This is a genomic window from Streptomyces sp. NPDC007905, from assembly GCF_042959345.1.
Taxonomy (GTDB): Bacteria; Actinomycetota; Actinomycetes; order Streptomycetales; family Streptomycetaceae; genus Streptomyces.
Map to the genome: position 1 here is coordinate 1 of NZ_JBIBKS010000021.1, position 17,794 is coordinate 17,794.

Genomic DNA, 17,794 nt, shown 5'->3' on the forward strand with positions numbered 1-17,794 from the left:
ACCGACGACACCGTCCTCCCGACCGAACTCACCGCATAGCCTCAAAACGAGATCACCGAGTGGCCGTCGATACACCACTCCGGCGGACGTGACCGTCTTCGACTGGCTGGACAGCCGTCCGGCGTGAGGTCCGGCGCCCGAAGCGGTCAATCGGGGCGCCCTGGTCACCGAATGGCCGCAGCAAGGTAACGCCTTGATCTGTGCACGCCACTGCGATGGCTTTCGGTCATCCCGACTGATTCGATGGGGTTCACGCACATCACCATCCCTGGGGGGACGAGAAATGCACTGGTACGTGGACGTACTGAAGAAGTACGCGGTCTTCAGCGGGCGCGCGCGCCGACAGGAATACTGGATGTTCTTCCTGTTCAACCTGATCATCAGCATCGTGCTGACGGTCGTCGACCGCGCCATCGGCTCGAACATCCTGAGCCTCATCTACACCCTGGCCATCCTGCTTCCGGGCCTCGGCGTCACGATCCGCCGCCTGCACGACACGGGCCGGTCCGGCTGGTGGATTTTCATCTCGCTCGTCCCGCTCGTCGGCACGATCATCCTGATCGTCTTCCTCGCCAGCGAGGGCAAGGCCGAGCCGAACCAGTACGGCCCCAACCCCAAGTTCGCGCCCGCCGTCTGAGTAGACGTCAGGGACAGCAAGGCCCGCCGGAGTTCTCCGGCGGGCCTTTGCCGTGTCGGGCTTGGCAGGCCAGGACGCAGGACCGCTAAAGTCATTCACCTGGACTTCTCGTAACATCTCGCACACGTCACGATCTCCAGGGAGGACAGGACGGCGGAGAACACTCGCCGACGTCTCGTCAGAATGCTGACGTTCTGGCTGCGTCCTGCCTTCGCGCTCCGGGTCTTCGGCCGCTTCCAGAGAGTCGCGGGTTTCGACCGCTCGATGGCCCTTGCCTCCAGCGCCCTGACCGCACTGGTCCCGGTCACGATCCTCGCCGGCACCCTTCTGACCAGCCTCACGACCTATGACGCCGCCGAGCGGATCATCAGACGGTACGGTCTCAGCGGGGCCGGCGCGGAAGCGGTGAACGCCCTCTTCTCGCCCGCACAGGGCGGCAACACGGGGGTGGGCGTGTTCGGCGTGCTGTTCCTCGCCATCTCGGCACTGAGTTTCACGCGCGCCCTGCAGCGGCTGTTCGAACAGACCTGGGAACTCAAGCCCCTCAGCGTGCGCAATACCCGCAACGGGCTGTGGTGGCTGCTGTCCGCCGGCCTCTACACACTGGTGTCCGGCTGGCTGTACACCCTCCTCGGCGAGAGCCGGAGGGGACTCCTGGCCACGGTCTGCGAGGTACCGGTGAGCGCCGTCTTCCTGATCTGGAGCGGCTATCTGCTGTCCGCCCGAAGGGTCGCCTGGCAGGACCTGATCCCCTTCGGTCTCACGGCGGCCGTGGCGACGGCGGCCTACTCCGTCGGCACCACCCTCTACCTGCCGCGCCTGTTCAACACCTCCGCCGAGCGCTACGGAGTCGTCGGTGCCGTCTTCGCTCTGATCTCGGCGCTCTTCGGAGTGATGCTCGTCATCGTCGGGTCGGCCGTACTGGGGCGGGAGGTGGCGGACGAACTCTCGCGGATCGCCCACGGGCAACGCACTCCCGATGACGAGGTCCGCCGTCAGTGGGACAGCGTGGTCGAGCAGACGCGGTCACGCTGGCGCGCGGTACGCCGCCAGGTGTCGCGCCACCGCCCCGAGGACCCACCCGACGAGTGAAACGCAAGCCGGGCGGCGGCTGCGGCCTCCGGCCCCGGAAGTGGCGCGCTTCCATGCTGGAGCTGCCGTTCATGGGCCGGGGCTACCGCTTATGAGCCGGGCTGCCGTTCAGGGGCCGGGGCTGCCGTTCATGGGCGATGCTCCGAGTCCGGTCGTCGGCCGCGGGATCACCCGCGCGGGGTGAGGTGGACGGTGGTCCGCGGGAAGACGCTGGGGTGGATCACGGGATGCTCGGGAGGCGGGGGCGAGACGGGCCCGGTCACGATCGGCGAGACGAGGCGAGGCACAGGATGACCACCGCACACCGCCCGCACCGGCCGTTCGGGCCTGGGATCCGGCCCCTGCGTGCCCGGGGCACGGCGGAATCCCGCCGGTCCCGGCCGGCCTGGTGAGCCGCGGGCCGATGCGGCCGGCACCGGGCGGAGGCCGTCCGTGGTGGGCACGCCTTGCGTTGCTGGCCCTGCTGGCCAGTGCCGCGGTGCCGCTCCTCGCCGCGGGGTTGCGCAGTCTGCTCTGGCTCCTGCTGGCGGTGGCGGGTCTGGCGCTGACGGCGAGCGGCGTGTGGTGGACGCTGGCCCACGCCGGGCCGCTGCGGATCGTCGGCGCACTGCTGTCCGTGGCCGCTCCGCTCACGATCCTGGGCCTCTACTCCACGTACGGCATGCTGTGGCCGGCCATCGTGACATTCGTGCTGTGGCTGGTGGCCCTCACCGCGGCCCATGCGGCGCTGGCCCCCGCGGACGATCTCGCAGGACAGGGACGTCGCCAACCGGCCGCCGCGCCCCGCCGCCCATGGATCGTGATGAACCGGCTCTCCGGAGGCGGCAAGGTGGACCACTTCCACCTGGTCGACAAGGCACGGGCGGCGGGCGCCGAGGTGGTCGTCCTCGACACCGGGACCCACCAGGACGTCGCCGCCCTGGCCCGGCACGCGGTGGCCGACGGCGCGGACCTCCTGGGCGTCGCCGGGGGCGACGGCACCCAGGCCCTGGTGGCCGAGGTGGCCGCCCGGCACGACCTGCCCTTCCTGGCGATTCCCGCGGGTACCCGCAACCATTTCGCCCTGGACCTCGGCCTCGACCGCCGCGACCCGTCCACCGCGCTGGACGCGCTGTCCGACGGCGTCGAGTTCCGTGTCGACCTCGGGTACGCGGCGAGCCGGGCGTTCGTCAACAATGCCTCGTTCGGCACCTACGCGGCCGTGGTCGCCGAACCCGACTACCGCGGCCACCCGCTGCACACCGCGTTCCGGTCGCTGCCCGGCCTCCTCACGGGCCCGCAGGCGCCGCGTCTGGGGATGCGTGCCGACGGCCGGCACCTGGACGGGCTGCAGGCCCTGCTCGTCAGCAACAACCCCTACCTGCGCGCCGTCGACGCCAGTCGTCCGGGCCGTCGGCAGAGCCTGGCGTCGGGGCTGCTCGGCGTGGTGTGCGTACGGGTGGACGACGCGGCCCAGGCGGCGCGGCTGGTACGCGGTGACCGCTCCTCCGGTCTGACCCGGCTGACCGCGAAGGAGGTCGTCGTGGAGAGCGGCAACGGCACCCTGGCCGCCGGGATCGACGGTGAGTACGTCACGCTCCCCACCCCCGTCGTCTGCCGTATCCGCCCCGGCGCGCTCCGGGTCCGTGTCCCGCGCCGCCGGCCCGGCCGGGACGGAGGCGGCCCACCGGTCGACTGGCCGGCGGTGACCCGGCTCGCACTGGGCCACGAACGGCCGCATCGCAGGACGCCTCAGGGCCGGCGCGGTTCGGCCGAGATCAGGTAATGGCGTTCCGGGTGGCCACGGACGCGCACAGCGGTGTGCGTCCCCGACGACGAGGACGCACACGGACAACGCGCGATGATCGGCCGACACGCGATGATCGGCCCGACCGACGCGCAGCGCCAGGGTCGTGAACACCCACCGTGCAGGTCAGTGGGAGATGAGCTGCTGACCGCCGTCGATGTCGTACGTTCCGCCCGTGAGCGCGTCGTTGCACATGAGGTGGACGGCCAGCGCCGCGACGTCGGCCGGGCCGACGACCCGCCGGATGGGAAGCGTCGCCCGCAGTTCCTCGCGCCTGGCCTCGAGCCGATCGCCGAGGAGCGCGGCCGACAGCGGTGTGTCGACGAAACCGGCGGCGATGAGGTTCACCCGGACCGGTGCCAGCTCGAGTGCCAGATTCGCGACGAGGGCGGGCAGAGCGGCGGTGACGGCGGACACGACGGCCATGCCGACCCCGGGCCGACGGCCTCCGGTACCGCCCATGAACAGCAGCGTGCCTCCGGCGCGGACCTTGCCGCGGCTGTGGAGGGCCACCCCGAGTGTCGTGGCGAGGCGGTCGCCGAACTCACGCCGGGCGTCGGCGAGGTCCATGCTGTCCAGTGGCATGTAGGAGGGGGCACCAGCGGTCACCATCACGTGGTCGACCGGACCCGGCAGATCGTCGAAGAACTGCTTGAGACGCTCGCTGTCGGTGGCGTCGAACGCCGCTGTGCCGACGGGATCGAGCTCGGCAGCGGCCTGCCGCAGCCGCTCGGGGTTGCGGCCGACCATGACCACTCGGGCACCGTCCGCGCGTACCTGGCGGGCGGTTTCGAGTCCGATCCCCGCGCTCGCGCCGATCACCACGACGGTCTGGTCGGCGAGGCGGGGTCGGCCATGGGTGCCGGCGGCGCCGGGCACTGCACTCATCCGTACCTCCGGGTGTCGGCCCCCGATCCCAGTGTCCCTTTGATCCCAGTGTTCCTTTTCGGCCTGCGGACCACCTTCCGGCCGACCCAGCCGTGGCCGACGAGGCCCAGGCAGCGGCAGCCGGTGCTAGTGCCCGTCCGCCGGCGGCATGTCCTGCTCGGTCCAGAGCGTCTTGCCGGTCGGGGTGTAGCGCGTGCCCCACTGGTGGGTCATCTGGGCGATGATGAACAGTCCCCGGCCTCCCTCGTCGTCGCTCGCGGCATGCCGCAGATTGGGCGTGGTGTGGCCGGTGTCGGAGACCTCGCAGATCAGGGAGCGGTCGCGGATCAGGCGTACCTGGATCGGGCCGCCGACGTAGCGGATGGCGTTGGTGACCAGTTCGCTGACGATGAGCTCGGTGGTGAACGCCAGGTCGTCCAGCCCCCACTCGCCCAGCTGCTTGCTGACGGCGGTGCGGATGGTGGCCACCGCCGCCGGGTCCGGGGGCAGCTCCCACTGGGCGAACCGGCTGCGGTCGAGCAGGCGTGTGCGGACCAGGAGCAGCGTCGCGTCCACGTCCACCGGCCCGGGCAGCAGGGTGGTCACCGCCCGGTCGCACAGCTCTTCCAGGGACCCGTGGTCGCCGGCGAGGACCTGTGACAGCTGGGCGAGTCCGCCGTCACCGCCGTCGGTCGCCTGGAGGAGGCCGCCCGTGAACAGGGCGACGACACTGCCCGGCGGAAGCTGGAGTTCCCTGCTCTGGTAGGGCGCGCCACCCACTCCCAGGGGCGGTCCGGGCGGCAGCTCCGGATAGTCGACGACGCCCCTGTGCGGTCCGACGAGCGCCAGCACCGACTTCCCGGCCCGCGCCAGGCTGCACTCCCCCGAGACGGGGTCGTACACCGCGTACAGGCAGGTCACGCCCAGGGCCTCGTCGGCGTGCTGCCTCGGGTGGCCCGAGCCGGGGCCGGCCTCGCGCTCGTTCTCGGTCTGCTCGACCAGGTCGCCCAGGCGGGACAGGAGCTCGTCCGGAGTCAGGTCCAGCCGGGCCAGGACGCGCACACCCGTACGCAGGCGTCCCATGGTGGCCGCGGCGCGCAGGCCGTGACCGACCACGTCCCCGACGACCAGGCCGACCCGGGTGCCCGACAGCGGGATGACGTCGTACCAGTCGCCGCCCACCCCGGACCCGCTGTCGGCGGCCAGGTAGCGGCTCGCCGAGTCGACGGCGGTGTGCGCCGGCAGGTGGCGTGGCAGCAGGCTCCGCTGGAGCTTGAGGGTCACGGCGTGGCCACGGGTGACCACCGGCATCAGCAGGAGACCGAGCAGCAGGGCGCCCAGGCCCACGACGGTGACCCCGCCGGTCGGTCCGATCAGCGGCAGGTCGACGCTGGTCGCGCCGTACCCGGGGGCCGCGTAGACGAAGGCTGCGTAGAAGAACAGGCAGAGCATGATCAGCCCGCCCAGCGCGGGCAGCACGCCCTTGAAGACGAGGTCCTTGGTGCTGCGGGTGAGGATCCTGCGGTAATACCAGAGGCAGGCGAACCCGGTCAGCCCGTACTGGAACGTGATCGCGAGACCGACCGAGTCGATGGAGTCGGCCAGCACGTTGCCGCTGAAGGAGGTCAGCAGGACGAGGAAGGCGATCGAGACCGCTCCCATGCCGACGGTCGACCAGGTCGGGGTGAGGAACCTGCGGTGGACCCGGGCGAACCTGGAGGGGACGGCCTTGTGGACCGCCATGGAGAAGACGGTACGGGCCAGGGGCAGGATGGTGGTCTGGGTGGAGGCCAGCGCCGAGGTCAGCACCATCAGGATCAGCAGTCTCGACAGGACGAGCCCCGCGTCGTGGCTCCCGAAGACGGCCTCGCCCAGTCCGGAGAACACATTGTCGGAGTGGCCGGTGTTGCCCAGCCCGATGCCCGAGGAGCCGTCTCCGGCGAAGGCCTGCGCCGAGGTGGCCACCAGCGCGTACATGATCAGCAGCAGCACGGTGGACAGGACTGCGGCGCGCCCGGGGATACGCGTGCTGTCGACGGTTTCCTCGTTGATGGAGACGGCGGTGTCCCAGCCCCAGTAGATGAAGACCCCCGCCAGCAGGCCCGATGTGAGGCCCTTCATCGACGACACCTCGAAGGGATTGAACCAGGAGGCGGAGACATGGACCGCCGTCGGTGGAGGGTCGGTGTAGACCCTGACCAGCGCGGCGACGGCGAAGAGGACCAGCATCCCCGCTTCCAGGCACAGCAGCCAGCGCTGGACGGCGGCCGAGAACTCGATGCCGACGTAGCAGACCGTCGTCATCACGGCGATCCAGACGACGCCCGCCACGGTGGTCCACAGCCGGTCCTCCGCCAGCCCGTCCAGGCCCACCAACCGAAAGCTGTAGGCGCCGGCGATCTCGGCGAGGCTCGCCATGACGATGACGTTGGCGACGACGATGCCCCAGCCGCCCATCCAGCCGGTGCGTGGTCCGAAGGCGCGGGTCGCCCAGGTGAAGGTGGTTCCGCAGTCGGCGTTGCCCGCGTTGAGCTCACGGAAGGCGTACGCGATCAGCAGCATCGGCACGAACGACAGCATGATGACGATCGGGGCCTGCAGGCCGACCGCAGCCACGATGAGCCCCAGCGTTGCCGCGAGACTGTAGGCGGGGGCGGTGGACGCTATCCCGATGACCACCGAGGAGAACATGCCCAGGGCGTCGTTCTTGAGCCCCTTCCGGCCGGCCCCCGTCCCAGGCGCGGGGCGGCCGGCGGACCCGGCGCCGCCAAAGTGCCTCACACTTGATTCCAACGCCGGGCCACTCCCGTCCGCAACAGCGGAGGGCAGCAGGAGAGCCGCCGGTGACGCGACCCGGCAGCCCGGGCGGCGCCCGAGAGTTCCGCGCGCTCTGCGCCTGGGGGGCGCCGGCGGACTACGTGTTCGGCGGCCCCCGCCCTGCCCGGCCGGTCAGGGGCCACTTCGTGCCACCCGTTCCGGGAGGGGCCGCGGTCGGCCATGGCGGGCGGCATCGGTCGGGGCTGGGGTGTCACCGTTGTCCACCGGGACTGCGGCGTCACTCCCTGCGCCGGGGCGGGACACACGGGAGGTGCCGTTGGCCGCGCAGTGCAGGGTGGAGACCGGCCCGCCCTGAGTGATGATCTTGTAGAACGCGTCACTGCCGTAGGTGTCGACCGAGATGTCGCAGACCGGCGAGTCCGTGGGGAAGCCGGCGATCGTGCTGAGGTCGATCCAGCCGGGAGCGTCGGCCGGGCCGGACACGATGTTCGGGTTGTCCGGGGTGGTGTTGATGTCGGGGCGCCTACCGGCGCACGGCGTCCCGTTGACGAGTGCGGCGAGGAACTGCTCCATGCCGTTCGGTTGCGTCGAATCGACGCCGGTGCCGCACACCGTCGCAGTCACGGTCGAGGTCGAGGTCGAGGTGACGGTCGCGGTCGCCGTCCTGGTCACCGTGACCGTGGGCTTCGGGTGCTTGGTCTCGCAGTCGTCGCCATCGGCGCCCGTACGGTGGTTCGGCTTCTCTGGGTCGCCCTGGCGGGGGTCGGCGGCGTACGGCGCGCTCGACCGAGAGGTCATGCCGGCGGCCACCGCACCGCGGGGGCCGCCACCGCGACCGTCACCGCCGTGGCGATCGCGGCGAGCCTGCGGGCCCTGCCGAACCCGCTGTGAGCCGCTGACCCCGGGTGCGAGGCCGTCCTGTCCTCAGGACTCATGTGGGTGCTCCTTGTGCTCAGAGTGTCGCGTGTTCCTCGAGTCCGAGTGCGAGCTTGACCTGGGCACGCCGGAGCACCGGCGCAATCCTGAGAAAACACGCTTGTAGATCAATACATCGGGCTAGCCGGAGCCTCCTGCACGGGGCCGTCAGGCAGTGGAAGCGGGACCGGGCCCAGGAACCGGAGACCCCGTCGTGCGTCGATCCACCAGAATGCCCGCGGCTCGGCCAGCGCTGAACCAGTTCCACTCTCATGGGCGTGCGCTAGCTTGCCGCCATGACTGGACTCGGCCCCGTCGCCTGGCCACCTGCTCCGACAGGGACCGAACGGCTCGTGCTCCGTGAGTCCGAGGCCCGAGACCGTGCGGCGTTCATCGAGCTGTTCGCATCGCCGGAGGTGGGCACCTACATCGGTGGCCCTCGACCGCGCGATGAGCTCGAACGCGTGGTGCCTGAGGTGCCCGGGCGGCGCCCTGGCCTTTTCGTGATCGATCTCGACGGAGCGATGATCGGCATGGTCACGTTCGATCGGCGCGATGCCGAGCGTCCGGGTCACGTCCGTCCGGATGCCGGGGAGGCCGAGCTCGGTTACATGTTCCTGCCGGAAGCGTGGGGATGCGGGTACGCCGCCGAGGCGTGCGCAGCGGCGCTCGCCTGGTTCGCCGACGTGCTCCCCAGCGAGCCGGTGGTGCTCTGCACCCAGACCGCCAACGACCGCGCGACGCGCCTTGCGGCGAAGCTGGGGTTCACCGAGGTGCAGCGGTTCGAGGAGTTCGGCGCCGAGCAGTGGTTCGGCGTGTGGTCCTCGGTCACGCCCTCCGGTTGAACTGGATGACGTAGAGCAAGTCGTAGCTCAGCCGCGTCGCAGGAGTCCGAAGCGCCAAGCCCACATACTCACGCGCCACCTGGCACCAACGAGCCGCTTCCCAGTCCGGAAAGGGGCTCGCGGAGCCACACCGTCACGCACAAGCCTGGAACGCACCTCAGACCCACTCCTCCACCTCGGAGACGATGTGCGGGGCGCTCCCAGGACCCGGCAGCGGCTTCGCACCACCATCGCGCCCCTGTTCCGAAGCCCGGCCACCGAGTGTTCCGGGGCCCCCTCCGAGCTACTCCACTTCGATGCCGTAGTCCTGGACAAGCTGCTCCAGACCTCCCGTGTACCCCTTCCCACCAAGCACGAAGTCCCAGTCACCGCTGGCCCTGTGCCTGAATGAGCCGAGCACCAACGCCGTCTCGCCGGAGCGGCCGTCGGAGACCTCAAGGCGGCCGAGTTCAGTCATTGACGGGTCCAGTAGTCGAATGCAGGCATCGGTGAATTCGGAGAGATCGGCGTTCGGGTTCGCCTCCGGGTCCACGGCCGCCACCAGGACGAACCGATCAGCGCCTTCCGGCAGCGCGTCGAAGGCGACGCGTATAGCCGCTTTATCCGGTGCCGAAGCGGGTACCGCGCGTACCGAACCATCCGGGGTCTGCGGGTTGTTGAAAAAGACGAAGTGGTCTTCGCCGAGGGCGCGGTCGCCACGGCAGACAAGGGCGCAGACGTCCAACGCCACGTTGCCGGACCACGTCATACCCAGCACGTTGTAATCACCGGACGGAGTCTCGGGACCGGGCGGTGCCGGCTGTGCGGGGGCCCGTCGTCCGCCCTCCCCCAGGCGTCCGCGAAGCGCATGCCGGTGCAGCAGGTCGACGAGTTCGCTGCCCGAGATCAGCTCCAGCGGCTTGCCACGGGCGAAGGTGTGCGAGCCCGGGCCAAAGCCCGACGTCGTCACCAGGACACCCTTGTTGGCTCCGGCGTCCTGGACCGTACCGTACAAGTCGCGCACCGCGGTGGGTGGCACGGTGTTGCGGTAGCGCTTCACCTGGACGACGATTTTGCCGCCCCGGATGGGAGTCGGGTCCAGGGCGTCGACATCAACGCCGCCGTCGTTCGAGCGCTGTGTGGTCACCGCCTGCATCCCCATCGCGCGGAACAGGTCTGCCACGAGGGACTCGAAGGCGATCGGATCCATGTCGTACAGGTCCGGCTCCTCGTTGCCGGCGCCGTGGGTGACAACCTGGTTTCCGACGTCCTCGGGCTGCCGACTCGGCCGTACAGAGGTGAGTTGGTCGGGCCGGGCCGTGACCTGTCCCCGCAGCGCGCCCGTCAGGCAACTGGTCGGGTCCACCTGTTCCAGGTACAGGTCCGTGAAGGCCGCCCGCTGTGCCATGACGGTGGCCAGGAAAATGTGGGCCTGCCTGCCCGTAGCAGGATCGGGTGCGTCCACGAAGCCGTTCAGTGCCACCGAGTCGAGGATGCAGAACTCGTCCGCTGCGAAAAGCTGGTGCAGGACCAACAGCATGCTCTGTGCCAGCACCTCCCGGTACAGTGCACGCCGCTGCGTGACGGGGCGCGCTGTCTCCTTGTCCTGATCCTGGGCCGGTACGTACCTCACTGACTTCGCTTCCGGGACGACGTCGTACCCGGGCAGCTCCCAGTCCAGCACCAACTGCCGTGCCGCCGAGTCGAAGGCCGCCGTCACCTGCCGGGGGAACCCTTCAGGCCATGCAGTCGACGAGTAGAGAGCAGCCGAGAAGTACTCAACCACGGATTCGGGGTCCCCCCGCCGGACACCCGCAATCGCCTCGGTGACGCCGTCGTTGTGCCGTCGCACTTCAGCTCGCTGCGCCTCAGCCCTTTGGTCGTGGTCCCGCTGGGCGGCGGCCAACCGCTGCAGTCGCTGCGTCTCCGCGGCCTGTGCCGCGTGCCAGTCCTGCTCAAAGCGGGATCGCGCCTCCGCCTCCGCTTGCGCACGTCGGTTGGCCGTCCAGCCGCCCTGCGCCCGGTACTGGTTCGGATCGGGCATGCGCACCGGCCAGGCGAGCCGGCCAGGGTCGAACGGCGGAACCTCTGCTACGCGCGTCAACGACGACGCCCTGAATGCCGGCGCCCGGCATCCCGCGGCCAGGAGTCCCTGCAGGGTCGCGACCTGCGCGTCCAGTTCTGCCGTTCGTTGCCTGGCCTCCGCCTGCCGATACTCGCGGTACCCCTGAGCGGCACGTCGTTCGTAGTCCCGCGCTTGGCGCGCTTCCTCCCGACGTCGCCTTTGCTCGGCCTCGATCTGCCGCTGGTACTGGCGCTGCGCTTCAGCCCAAGTGTTGACAAAACCAGCAGAGCGACGACTCATGCGCTCAGGCCCTCCCCAGGACGTCGGCAGCCCGGCCAAACTCTGGTTGCCCCCACAATCAGTTGTGACAAACCGACTTTATCCAGCAACCGCCGTCCTGGACATCAACTTGCCAAGGGCAACTGAAATCGGCGGTCCGTGCAGGTCACCCGTGTGAAAACGGCAAGACGGAGCGCGCACCCGCGCCGCCACCGGATCCACCGCAACCGGCTGCCGACGGCCCGATACCGCGACAGCAGCCGACGTGGCAGCAACCTCGTGCTCGTTCACCCCCGCCAGTGCCTTAACCACCCGATCGAGCGCCTGGCCCACCTCAGTGCGCGTGACCGCTCGACGCCGGCGTCGGACCCGCGTTCTTGACCGTCAGCGGCAACAACTTCTTGCCGATCGGGCCAATTTGGATGGTCGTGTCCATCTGGGGGGCGAACTCCAACAAGCGCACATCCGCACTACCTCGTTCCTCGGCCCGTGTTCATGCGGCGGGCCGACGCCTCTGCGCGATCGACTCGGGCCAGAAGGACGGCTCGACGGCGAGGCCACCACATCAGGTCGGCCAGGAGGAGCACGACCACCAGCCACGAGGCGATCGTCTCGCCGGTCGTGCTCATCACGGTGTCGTACACGGCAAGAACGACCGCGAGCGCGGTGACGAGCAGGACAACCCGGCGGCCCAGTCGGTCCTCCTCGGCGGTCCGGCGCAGGGCGCCGGCGTACTCGACGACCGAGGACGCCAGCCGAGGATCGTCGATGGCCTCGCCTCGCCGGGTGGCGCGTACCACGGCTGCCCGGTCGGCGCGGTTCATGCCTTTGGCCGCAGGCCAGATCCTGGCCATGCGGCGCGCCACTCGGACCCCGTAGAGCAGGCCCAGCACCACAAAAACCACCGCCGCGGCCGCCCATGACATCGCCTCGACGAGAGCGAAAGCCCCGAAGAAGACACCGGCGGCGAGGCCGGCGCCCACACCCCGGCTCACCGACCCCCGCTGCCACATCCAGCCCGGAACAGAGATCACCTGTTCACGGTGGTCCACCTCCCTCAAGGACGCAACCAGCGCACCGGCACGTCGACCCCCGCACACGCATTCGGGACACCACAGCCGACAGCGATGCGGCAGCAACTTCTGGCCGGTCGGGCCGATTTGATCTGCGTGCCCATCTGAGGGCCCACAACCCAGTCCGTGCGAGATCTGGAGCTGTGCCGGCGCCGGTCGTCCACTGCCAGGTGCTAGTGCTGTGACCGGCCCCCGTCCCACCCAGCCCGGAGTACCCTGCCGGGCCTCGCCCGACGGGCGGGGTAGATGCGAGACGGGTCGTCCTGGGCGAGCTTGCGCAGAAGTCGCCCCAAGGCGGCGAACCCCCGCCGCGGGCGCAGCATGCATGTTTCACATGCCGCTCACACCGCCATCGGTGAGACCCGGGGCCAGCGCCGGGACCCAGAACACGGCGACGGCCAGAGCGATCGAGGCGATGCCCACCGCACGGGCCACCAGGCGGCCGGCCGGAGCGAGCTTCTCGGCGGTGATCACGACGGCCAGTACCACCATGGCCCACAGGTTCATCAGACCGAACGCCGCCAACAGCAGCATGAGCGACCAGCAGCAGCCCAGGCAGAAGGCACCGTGGTGGGCTCCGGCACGCAGATCGCGAGAGGGCCGTGGGTACGAGGCGTAGCGAAGCATCAGCCCGATCGGCGAGCGACACCTCGCCAGACAGCGGTCTTTGAGGGGCGTGAGCTGGTAGACGCCACTGACCGCGTACACGGCCGCGGCCACTGCGGTCCCTGCCGCGGCGGGGAGGGTCGCCGCCCGACCCAGGCCCGCGGCCAGCGCGTACGCCGGCAGCCCGGCCGTGGCCCAGACCAGCAGGTAGGCGACAGTGAAAGCGACCATGCGCCTCGACCGGTGCACGGTGATGGTGCGTGCGTACAGCGCAGCGACGGGTGCCGTGGAGGGCAGCATCATCGCGGCCATCATCAGCGTCCACACGACCAGGAAAGCGGGCAGTCCCAGGCCCATGGTGCCGGTCGTCGCCTGCATGCCTCCCCAGCGCGTCACCATCCAGCTCCAGGCGATGGCCGCGGCGACCAGCAGAAGCCCGGCAGGGCGCGCCCAGCGGCGGCCGGTAACCGGCCCATCGGTCATGCGGACCACGTGAAGGGCGCCGAGTGTCCGTTGCCACCCGTGAAGTCCCAGGACCGGCCGTACACGTCGTGGCCCATCGCCCGGGTGGACCGGGCGATCGTCAGTGTGCTGTTCACAGGGTGGAACATGCCGGTCAGGCCCATCACCGGACCGTCCTCGCCGAACTGCGGGGCGACCTGGTCCTCGATCTCGATGTCGATGGCGTCGCCCACCCGCGCGGCGTGGCGGCGGCCGTCGTCGCGGTAATCGATGGGCACGCGCTCCACTCCGAGGACCTCGCCGATGAGCGGAGTGAGCGCCGCCATCGGCCCACCGGCCTGGCCGGAGAAGACCTTGCCCAGTGCGTCCGCCTGACTCTCGTCGGCCGAGACATCTACGTAGAGCGCGACCTGCCAGCCGCCCTCGGCCATCACTTGGGGTGCGTCGATGAAGACGGCGACGCTGCGGCCGGAGACGTCCACGCCGTCCACGGACCCGCTGTCCACGTGGAACGCGAAGGTCACCTGACAGCGCTCGTGGTCGGCCGGCGCGGTGAGACCCGAGGTGGTGCAGGGGCACACCACGTCGCAGTTGCAGCTCTCCAGGTACGTGCCGCTCAGATTCCAGGGCATCCTTCCTCCCTGTTTCGCGCCCCCTCGACGATCTGAATACCTCAGGACGGCCAGCACCACCCCGACGTCCCTTCTTCCAGGCTATTCCCGACAGCCTCCGTCGCGCAGTTCCACTGCCGATGCGACTCACCAGGAGTGCGGGGCGTGGGCACCACCAGCGACCTCCCGATCACTGTGGGCGCGGCACGGGGGCCGCGTGTGCGGAACGCAGCGAGCCCCTCCCATCAGGAGAGGGGCTCGAGGCCATGCAGGCACGCGGAAACTTGGACCCCGCCCTCAGGCCCACTCCACCTCGGAGACGATGCGCCGAGCACTTCCAGGGCCCGGAAGCGGCGACCGAGAGGAAGCCTGCGGCGCCGACGGGCGACGGACCGAAGCGCCGACTGCAGCCAGTGCAGCCGCGACCTCGTCCTCGCTCACCCCCGCCAGCGTCTCAACCACCCGATCGCGTGCCCCGCCCACCTCAGTGCGCGTGACCGCTCGAAGCCGGCGCCGTACCAGCGTGCTTGACCGTCAGCGGCAGCAACTTCTTGCCGGTCGGGCCAATTTGGATCTGCGTGTCCATCTGCGGGCAGATAGCCACCCGCCCGCGCCCGCGCCCGCGGTCGATCCTCGTGTGTGCGCGGCTGACGGGGGGTTATTCGCCACCTGGGAAGCGTTCCGTCCACCAGGTCCGCCAGCGGGATTCGAGGTCGGCCAGGTGGGTGTCGTCGAGGTGATAGGTGCTCAGGATCGCCATGGCCGCGCCGTTCGGCTTGTCGGGTGTCGCGGCCATGCTGGACACGATGAGCAGACCGTTGCCCCAGGTGTCGACGGTGATGCCGAGTTGGTGGTCGGAGCGGTACCACATCTCGCCTTTGACGTCCTCGCCGAGCAGATTCACCTGGAACGGCGTGCCCGCGGCGATGTGTACGAGATCTAGTGCGCTGATGAGGTGCACCGCGTTGTCGTTGCTGCCCACGAAACTGAGTGTGCGGCGGACGGCGCCGGGGCGGCGCTCGACGGCGAACCGCAGCTGGTGCATGAAGGTGATCCAGCCTTCGGTGACGTCCTCGTAGTAGGCGTCCAGGTCCGGGGTGTCACCGCGTAGGACGCGGGTGAGCGTGACCCGGGTGCCCTCGCCGTGCGGTTCGAGACTGATTGCGTCCCCGCCGTGCAGTCTCAACGTGCGTGTGGAGGGATCCTCCACGGTCTCGGTGAAGAAGATCAGGTCGATCTCGCCGTCCAGGCCGTCGTAGTCCCAGCCGAACCAGTGGCGGATCTTGTCCTTGTCCCGCAACGCGTCCCACACCACGTCCACGGGCGCCGCGATCGTGACCTCGATCCGCGGCCGTGTGTCGTCACTCATTCGATTCTCCTTGTGTCACCGCGGGAGCCAGGTGTCCGGGGGCAACCATCCGGTACGGGCGGCCGCCGGCACAGTCGTAGCGCTCGACCACCTGCCGCACTGTGGTCGCCAGCTCTTCGGTGAGCCCCCTTCCTGGCAGGGAAGGGGGCTTAGCCAGCCACAGTCACGTGCGAGCCGGGAGCAGCCCTAGACCCACTCCACCTCGGAGACGACCCCCGAGGCCGCCCTAGGGCTCGGCAGCGGCGTCCGAGAAGACGCCGTCGGCGCCGACGGGCGAGGACGCGAAGCGCCGAGCGCAGACAGCGCAGCGGTCACCTCGTCCTCGCTCGCCCCCGCCAGCGCCTCCATCACCCGATCGAGTGCCTCGCTCACGTCAGTGCTCGTGACCACTCGCAGCGGGCGCCTGACCTGCGTTCTTGACCGTCAAAGGGAGCAACTTCTTGCCGGTCGGACCTACTTGTACCCAAGTATCCATCTGCGGGCAGACACCACAGTCGAAGCACGGGGTCCAGCGGCAGTCCTCGACCTCGGTTTCGTCGAGGGCGTCCTGCCAGTCCTCCCAGAGCCAGTCCTTGTCCAGGCCGGAGTCGAGGTGGTCCCACGGGAGGACCTCCTCGTAGCCGCGCTCGCGGGTGGTGTACCAGTCGACGTCGACACCGAAGGGAGCGAGGGCCTTGTCGGCGCAACTCATCCAGCGGTCGTAGGAGAAGTGCTCGCGCCAGCCGTCGAAGCGGCCGCCGTCGTCGTAGACCGCGCGGATGACCGCGCCGATGCGGCGGTCACCGCGGGAGAGCAGGCCCTCGACGATGCCGGGCTTGCCGTCGTGGTAGCGGAAGCCGATCGAGCGGCCGTACTTCTTGTCACCGCGGATCTTGTCCCGGAGCTTCGCCAGACGGGCGTCCGTCTCCTCGGCGGAGAGCTGGGGCGCCCACTGGAAGGGGGTGTGGGGCTTGGGGACGAAACCGCCGATCGAGACCGTGCAGCGGATGTCGTTGGAACCGGAGACCTCGCGGCCCTTCTGGATGACGTGGGTCGCCATGTCCGCGATCTGGAGGACGTCGTCGTCGGTCTCCGTCGGCAGGCCGCACATGAAGTACAGCTTCACCTGGCGCCAGCCGTTGCCGTAGGCCGTGGCGACCGTACGGATCAGGTCCTCTTCCGAGACCATCTTGTTGATGACCTTGCGCATGCGCTCCGAGCCGCCCTCGGGGGCGAAGGTGAGGCCGGAGCGGCGGCCGTTACGGGTCAGCTCGTTCGCCAGGTCCACGTTGAAGGCGTCCACGCGGGTGGAGGGGAGGGAGAGGCCGATCTTGTCGTCCTCGTAGCGGTCCGCCAGGCCCTTGGCGATGTCGCCGATCTCCGAGTGGTCCGCGGAGGACAGGGAGAGCAGGCCGACCTCCTCGAAGCCCGTCGCCTTCAGGCCCTTGTCGACCATCTCGCCGATGCCGGTGATCGAGCGCTCGCGGACCGGGCGGGTGATCATGCCGGCCTGGCAGAAGCGGCAGCCGCGGGTACAGCCGCGGAAGATCTCGACCGACATGCGCTCGTGGACCGTCTCGGCGAGCGGGACCAGGGGCTGCTTGGGGTACGGCCACTCGTCCAGGTCCATGACCGTGTGCTTGGAGACGCGCCACGGGACGCCGGACTTGTTGGGGACGACGCGGGCGATGCGGCCGTCGGGGAGGTACTCGACGTCGTAGAAGGCAGGGATGTACACCCCGCCCGTCTTCGCCAGGCGGAAGAGGACCTCCTCGCGGCCGCCGGGGCGGCCCTCGGCCTTCCACTCGCCGATGATCCGGGTCATGTCGAGCACGGCCTGCTCGCCGTCACCGATGATCGCCGCGTCGATGAAGTCGGCGATCGGCTCGGGGTTGAAGGCCGCGTGGCCGCCGGCCAGGACGATCGGGTCGTCGATGGTGCGGTCCTTGGACTCCAGGGGGATCCCGGCCAGGTCCAGGGCGGTGAGCATGTTCGTGTAGCCCAGCTCCGTGGAGAAGCTGAGGCCGAACACGTCGAAGGCCTTCACCGGGCGGTGGCTGTCCACCGTGAACTGCGGGACGCCGTGCTCGCGCATCAGCGCCTCGAGGTCCGGCCAGACGCTGTAGGTGCGCTCGGCGAGGACGCCCTCCTGCTCGTTGAGGACCTCGTAGAGGATCATGACGCCCTGGTTGGGCAGGCCGACCTCGTACGCGTCCGGGTACATGAGCGCCCAGCGGACGTCGCAGCTGTCCCACTCCTTGACGGTGGAGTTCAGCTCGCCGCCCACGTACTGGATCGGCTTCTGCACATGCGGGAGCAGAGCTTCGAGCTGTGGGAAGACCGACTCGACAGACATCGCGGGGGTTACCTTCGTGAGCTGACTGGGGGTACCCCCGGCCGGAGGCTGGGGGAGGGTGACCATCAAGCGTAACCCGCCCGGAGGCCTCCCCC

Annotated in this window: 14 protein-coding genes; 4 read left to right on the forward strand and 10 right to left on the reverse strand. The window is 69.7% G+C overall.

Annotated elements, in window-relative coordinates:
* The first annotated feature begins 283 nt into the window (after positions 1 to 283).
* The 3 genes from ACFZDC_RS31190 (at position 284) to ACFZDC_RS31200 (ending at position 3,494) form a co-directional block, all read left to right on the forward strand.
* Positions 284 to 637, forward strand: a complete 354-nt coding sequence (locus ACFZDC_RS31190; protein ID WP_391329136.1) for a DUF805 domain-containing protein — start codon at positions 284 to 286, stop codon at positions 635 to 637.
* A 183-nt stretch (positions 638 to 820) separates the two neighbouring features.
* On the forward strand, positions 821 to 1,729 hold the full coding sequence (locus ACFZDC_RS31195) for a YhjD/YihY/BrkB family envelope integrity protein (RefSeq protein ID WP_391329137.1): 909 nt from the start codon (positions 821 to 823) through the stop codon (positions 1,727 to 1,729).
* Positions 1,730 to 2,132: 403 nt separating this feature from the next.
* Positions 2,133 to 3,494, forward strand: coding sequence for a diacylglycerol kinase family protein (locus tag ACFZDC_RS31200; protein WP_391329138.1), 1,362 nt, complete (start codon positions 2,133 to 2,135; stop codon positions 3,492 to 3,494).
* Positions 3,495 to 3,641: 147 nt separating this feature from the next.
* On the opposite strand, the gene ACFZDC_RS31205 is transcribed toward ACFZDC_RS31200, so the two are convergent.
* The 4 genes from ACFZDC_RS31205 to ACFZDC_RS31220 all read right to left on the reverse strand — a co-directional run bounded on the left by ACFZDC_RS31205 (position 3,642) and on the right by ACFZDC_RS31220 (position 8,095).
* A complete protein-coding gene (locus tag ACFZDC_RS31205) occupies positions 3,642 to 4,403 on the reverse strand; it encodes an SDR family oxidoreductase (RefSeq protein WP_391329139.1) in 762 nt (253 codons plus the stop codon).
* A 126-nt stretch (positions 4,404 to 4,529) separates the two neighbouring features.
* Positions 4,530 to 7,163, reverse strand: a complete 2,634-nt coding sequence (locus tag ACFZDC_RS31210) for an amino acid permease (RefSeq protein WP_391329140.1) — start codon at positions 7,161 to 7,163, stop codon at positions 4,530 to 4,532.
* A gap of 168 nt (positions 7,164 to 7,331) precedes the next feature.
* The gene (locus ACFZDC_RS31215) at positions 7,332 to 7,958 is read right to left on the reverse strand and encodes a hypothetical protein (protein WP_391329141.1); all 627 of its coding nucleotides are present in this window, start codon (positions 7,956 to 7,958) and stop codon (positions 7,332 to 7,334) included.
* The gene (locus ACFZDC_RS31220; RefSeq protein WP_391329142.1) at positions 7,955 to 8,095 is read right to left on the reverse strand and encodes a hypothetical protein; all 141 of its coding nucleotides are present in this window, start codon (positions 8,093 to 8,095) and stop codon (positions 7,955 to 7,957) included. Before ACFZDC_RS31220 ends, ACFZDC_RS31215 begins: the two co-directional genes overlap by 4 nt.
* Positions 8,096 to 8,371: 276 nt before the next feature.
* On the opposite strand from ACFZDC_RS31220, the gene ACFZDC_RS31225 reads away from it, so the two are divergent.
* Positions 8,372 to 8,920 carry a GNAT family N-acetyltransferase gene (locus ACFZDC_RS31225; RefSeq protein ID WP_391329143.1) on the forward strand — a complete coding sequence of 183 codons (549 nt, stop codon included), beginning with the start codon at positions 8,372 to 8,374 and terminating at the stop codon, positions 8,918 to 8,920.
* Between the two features lie 283 nt (positions 8,921 to 9,203).
* On the opposite strand, the gene ACFZDC_RS31230 is transcribed toward ACFZDC_RS31225, so the two are convergent.
* The 6 genes from ACFZDC_RS31230 to ACFZDC_RS31255 all read right to left on the reverse strand — a co-directional run bounded on the left by ACFZDC_RS31230 (position 9,204) and on the right by ACFZDC_RS31255 (position 17,699).
* Entirely contained in the window at positions 9,204 to 11,264 is a 2,061-nt protein-coding gene (locus tag ACFZDC_RS31230) for a restriction endonuclease (protein ID WP_391329144.1), read from the reverse strand.
* Positions 11,265 to 11,713: 449 nt separating this feature from the next.
* Positions 11,714 to 12,277, reverse strand: coding sequence for a hypothetical protein (locus ACFZDC_RS31235; RefSeq protein ID WP_391329145.1), 564 nt, complete (start codon positions 12,275 to 12,277; stop codon positions 11,714 to 11,716).
* Between the two features lie 369 nt (positions 12,278 to 12,646).
* Entirely contained in the window at positions 12,647 to 13,405 is a 759-nt protein-coding gene (locus tag ACFZDC_RS31240; RefSeq protein ID WP_391329146.1) for a DUF2182 domain-containing protein, read from the reverse strand.
* Positions 13,402 to 14,016, reverse strand: coding sequence for a DUF1326 domain-containing protein (locus ACFZDC_RS31245; RefSeq protein ID WP_391329147.1), 615 nt, complete (start codon positions 14,014 to 14,016; stop codon positions 13,402 to 13,404). Before ACFZDC_RS31245 ends, ACFZDC_RS31240 begins: the two co-directional genes overlap by 4 nt.
* A gap of 637 nt (positions 14,017 to 14,653) precedes the next feature.
* Positions 14,654 to 15,364, reverse strand: a complete 711-nt coding sequence (locus ACFZDC_RS31250) for an SRPBCC domain-containing protein (RefSeq protein ID WP_391329148.1) — start codon at positions 15,362 to 15,364, stop codon at positions 14,654 to 14,656.
* A gap of 373 nt (positions 15,365 to 15,737) precedes the next feature.
* On the reverse strand, positions 15,738 to 17,699 hold the full coding sequence (locus tag ACFZDC_RS31255) for a TIGR03960 family B12-binding radical SAM protein (protein WP_391329149.1): 1,962 nt from the start codon (positions 17,697 to 17,699) through the stop codon (positions 15,738 to 15,740).
* Positions 17,700 to 17,794: the final 95 nt, after the last annotated feature.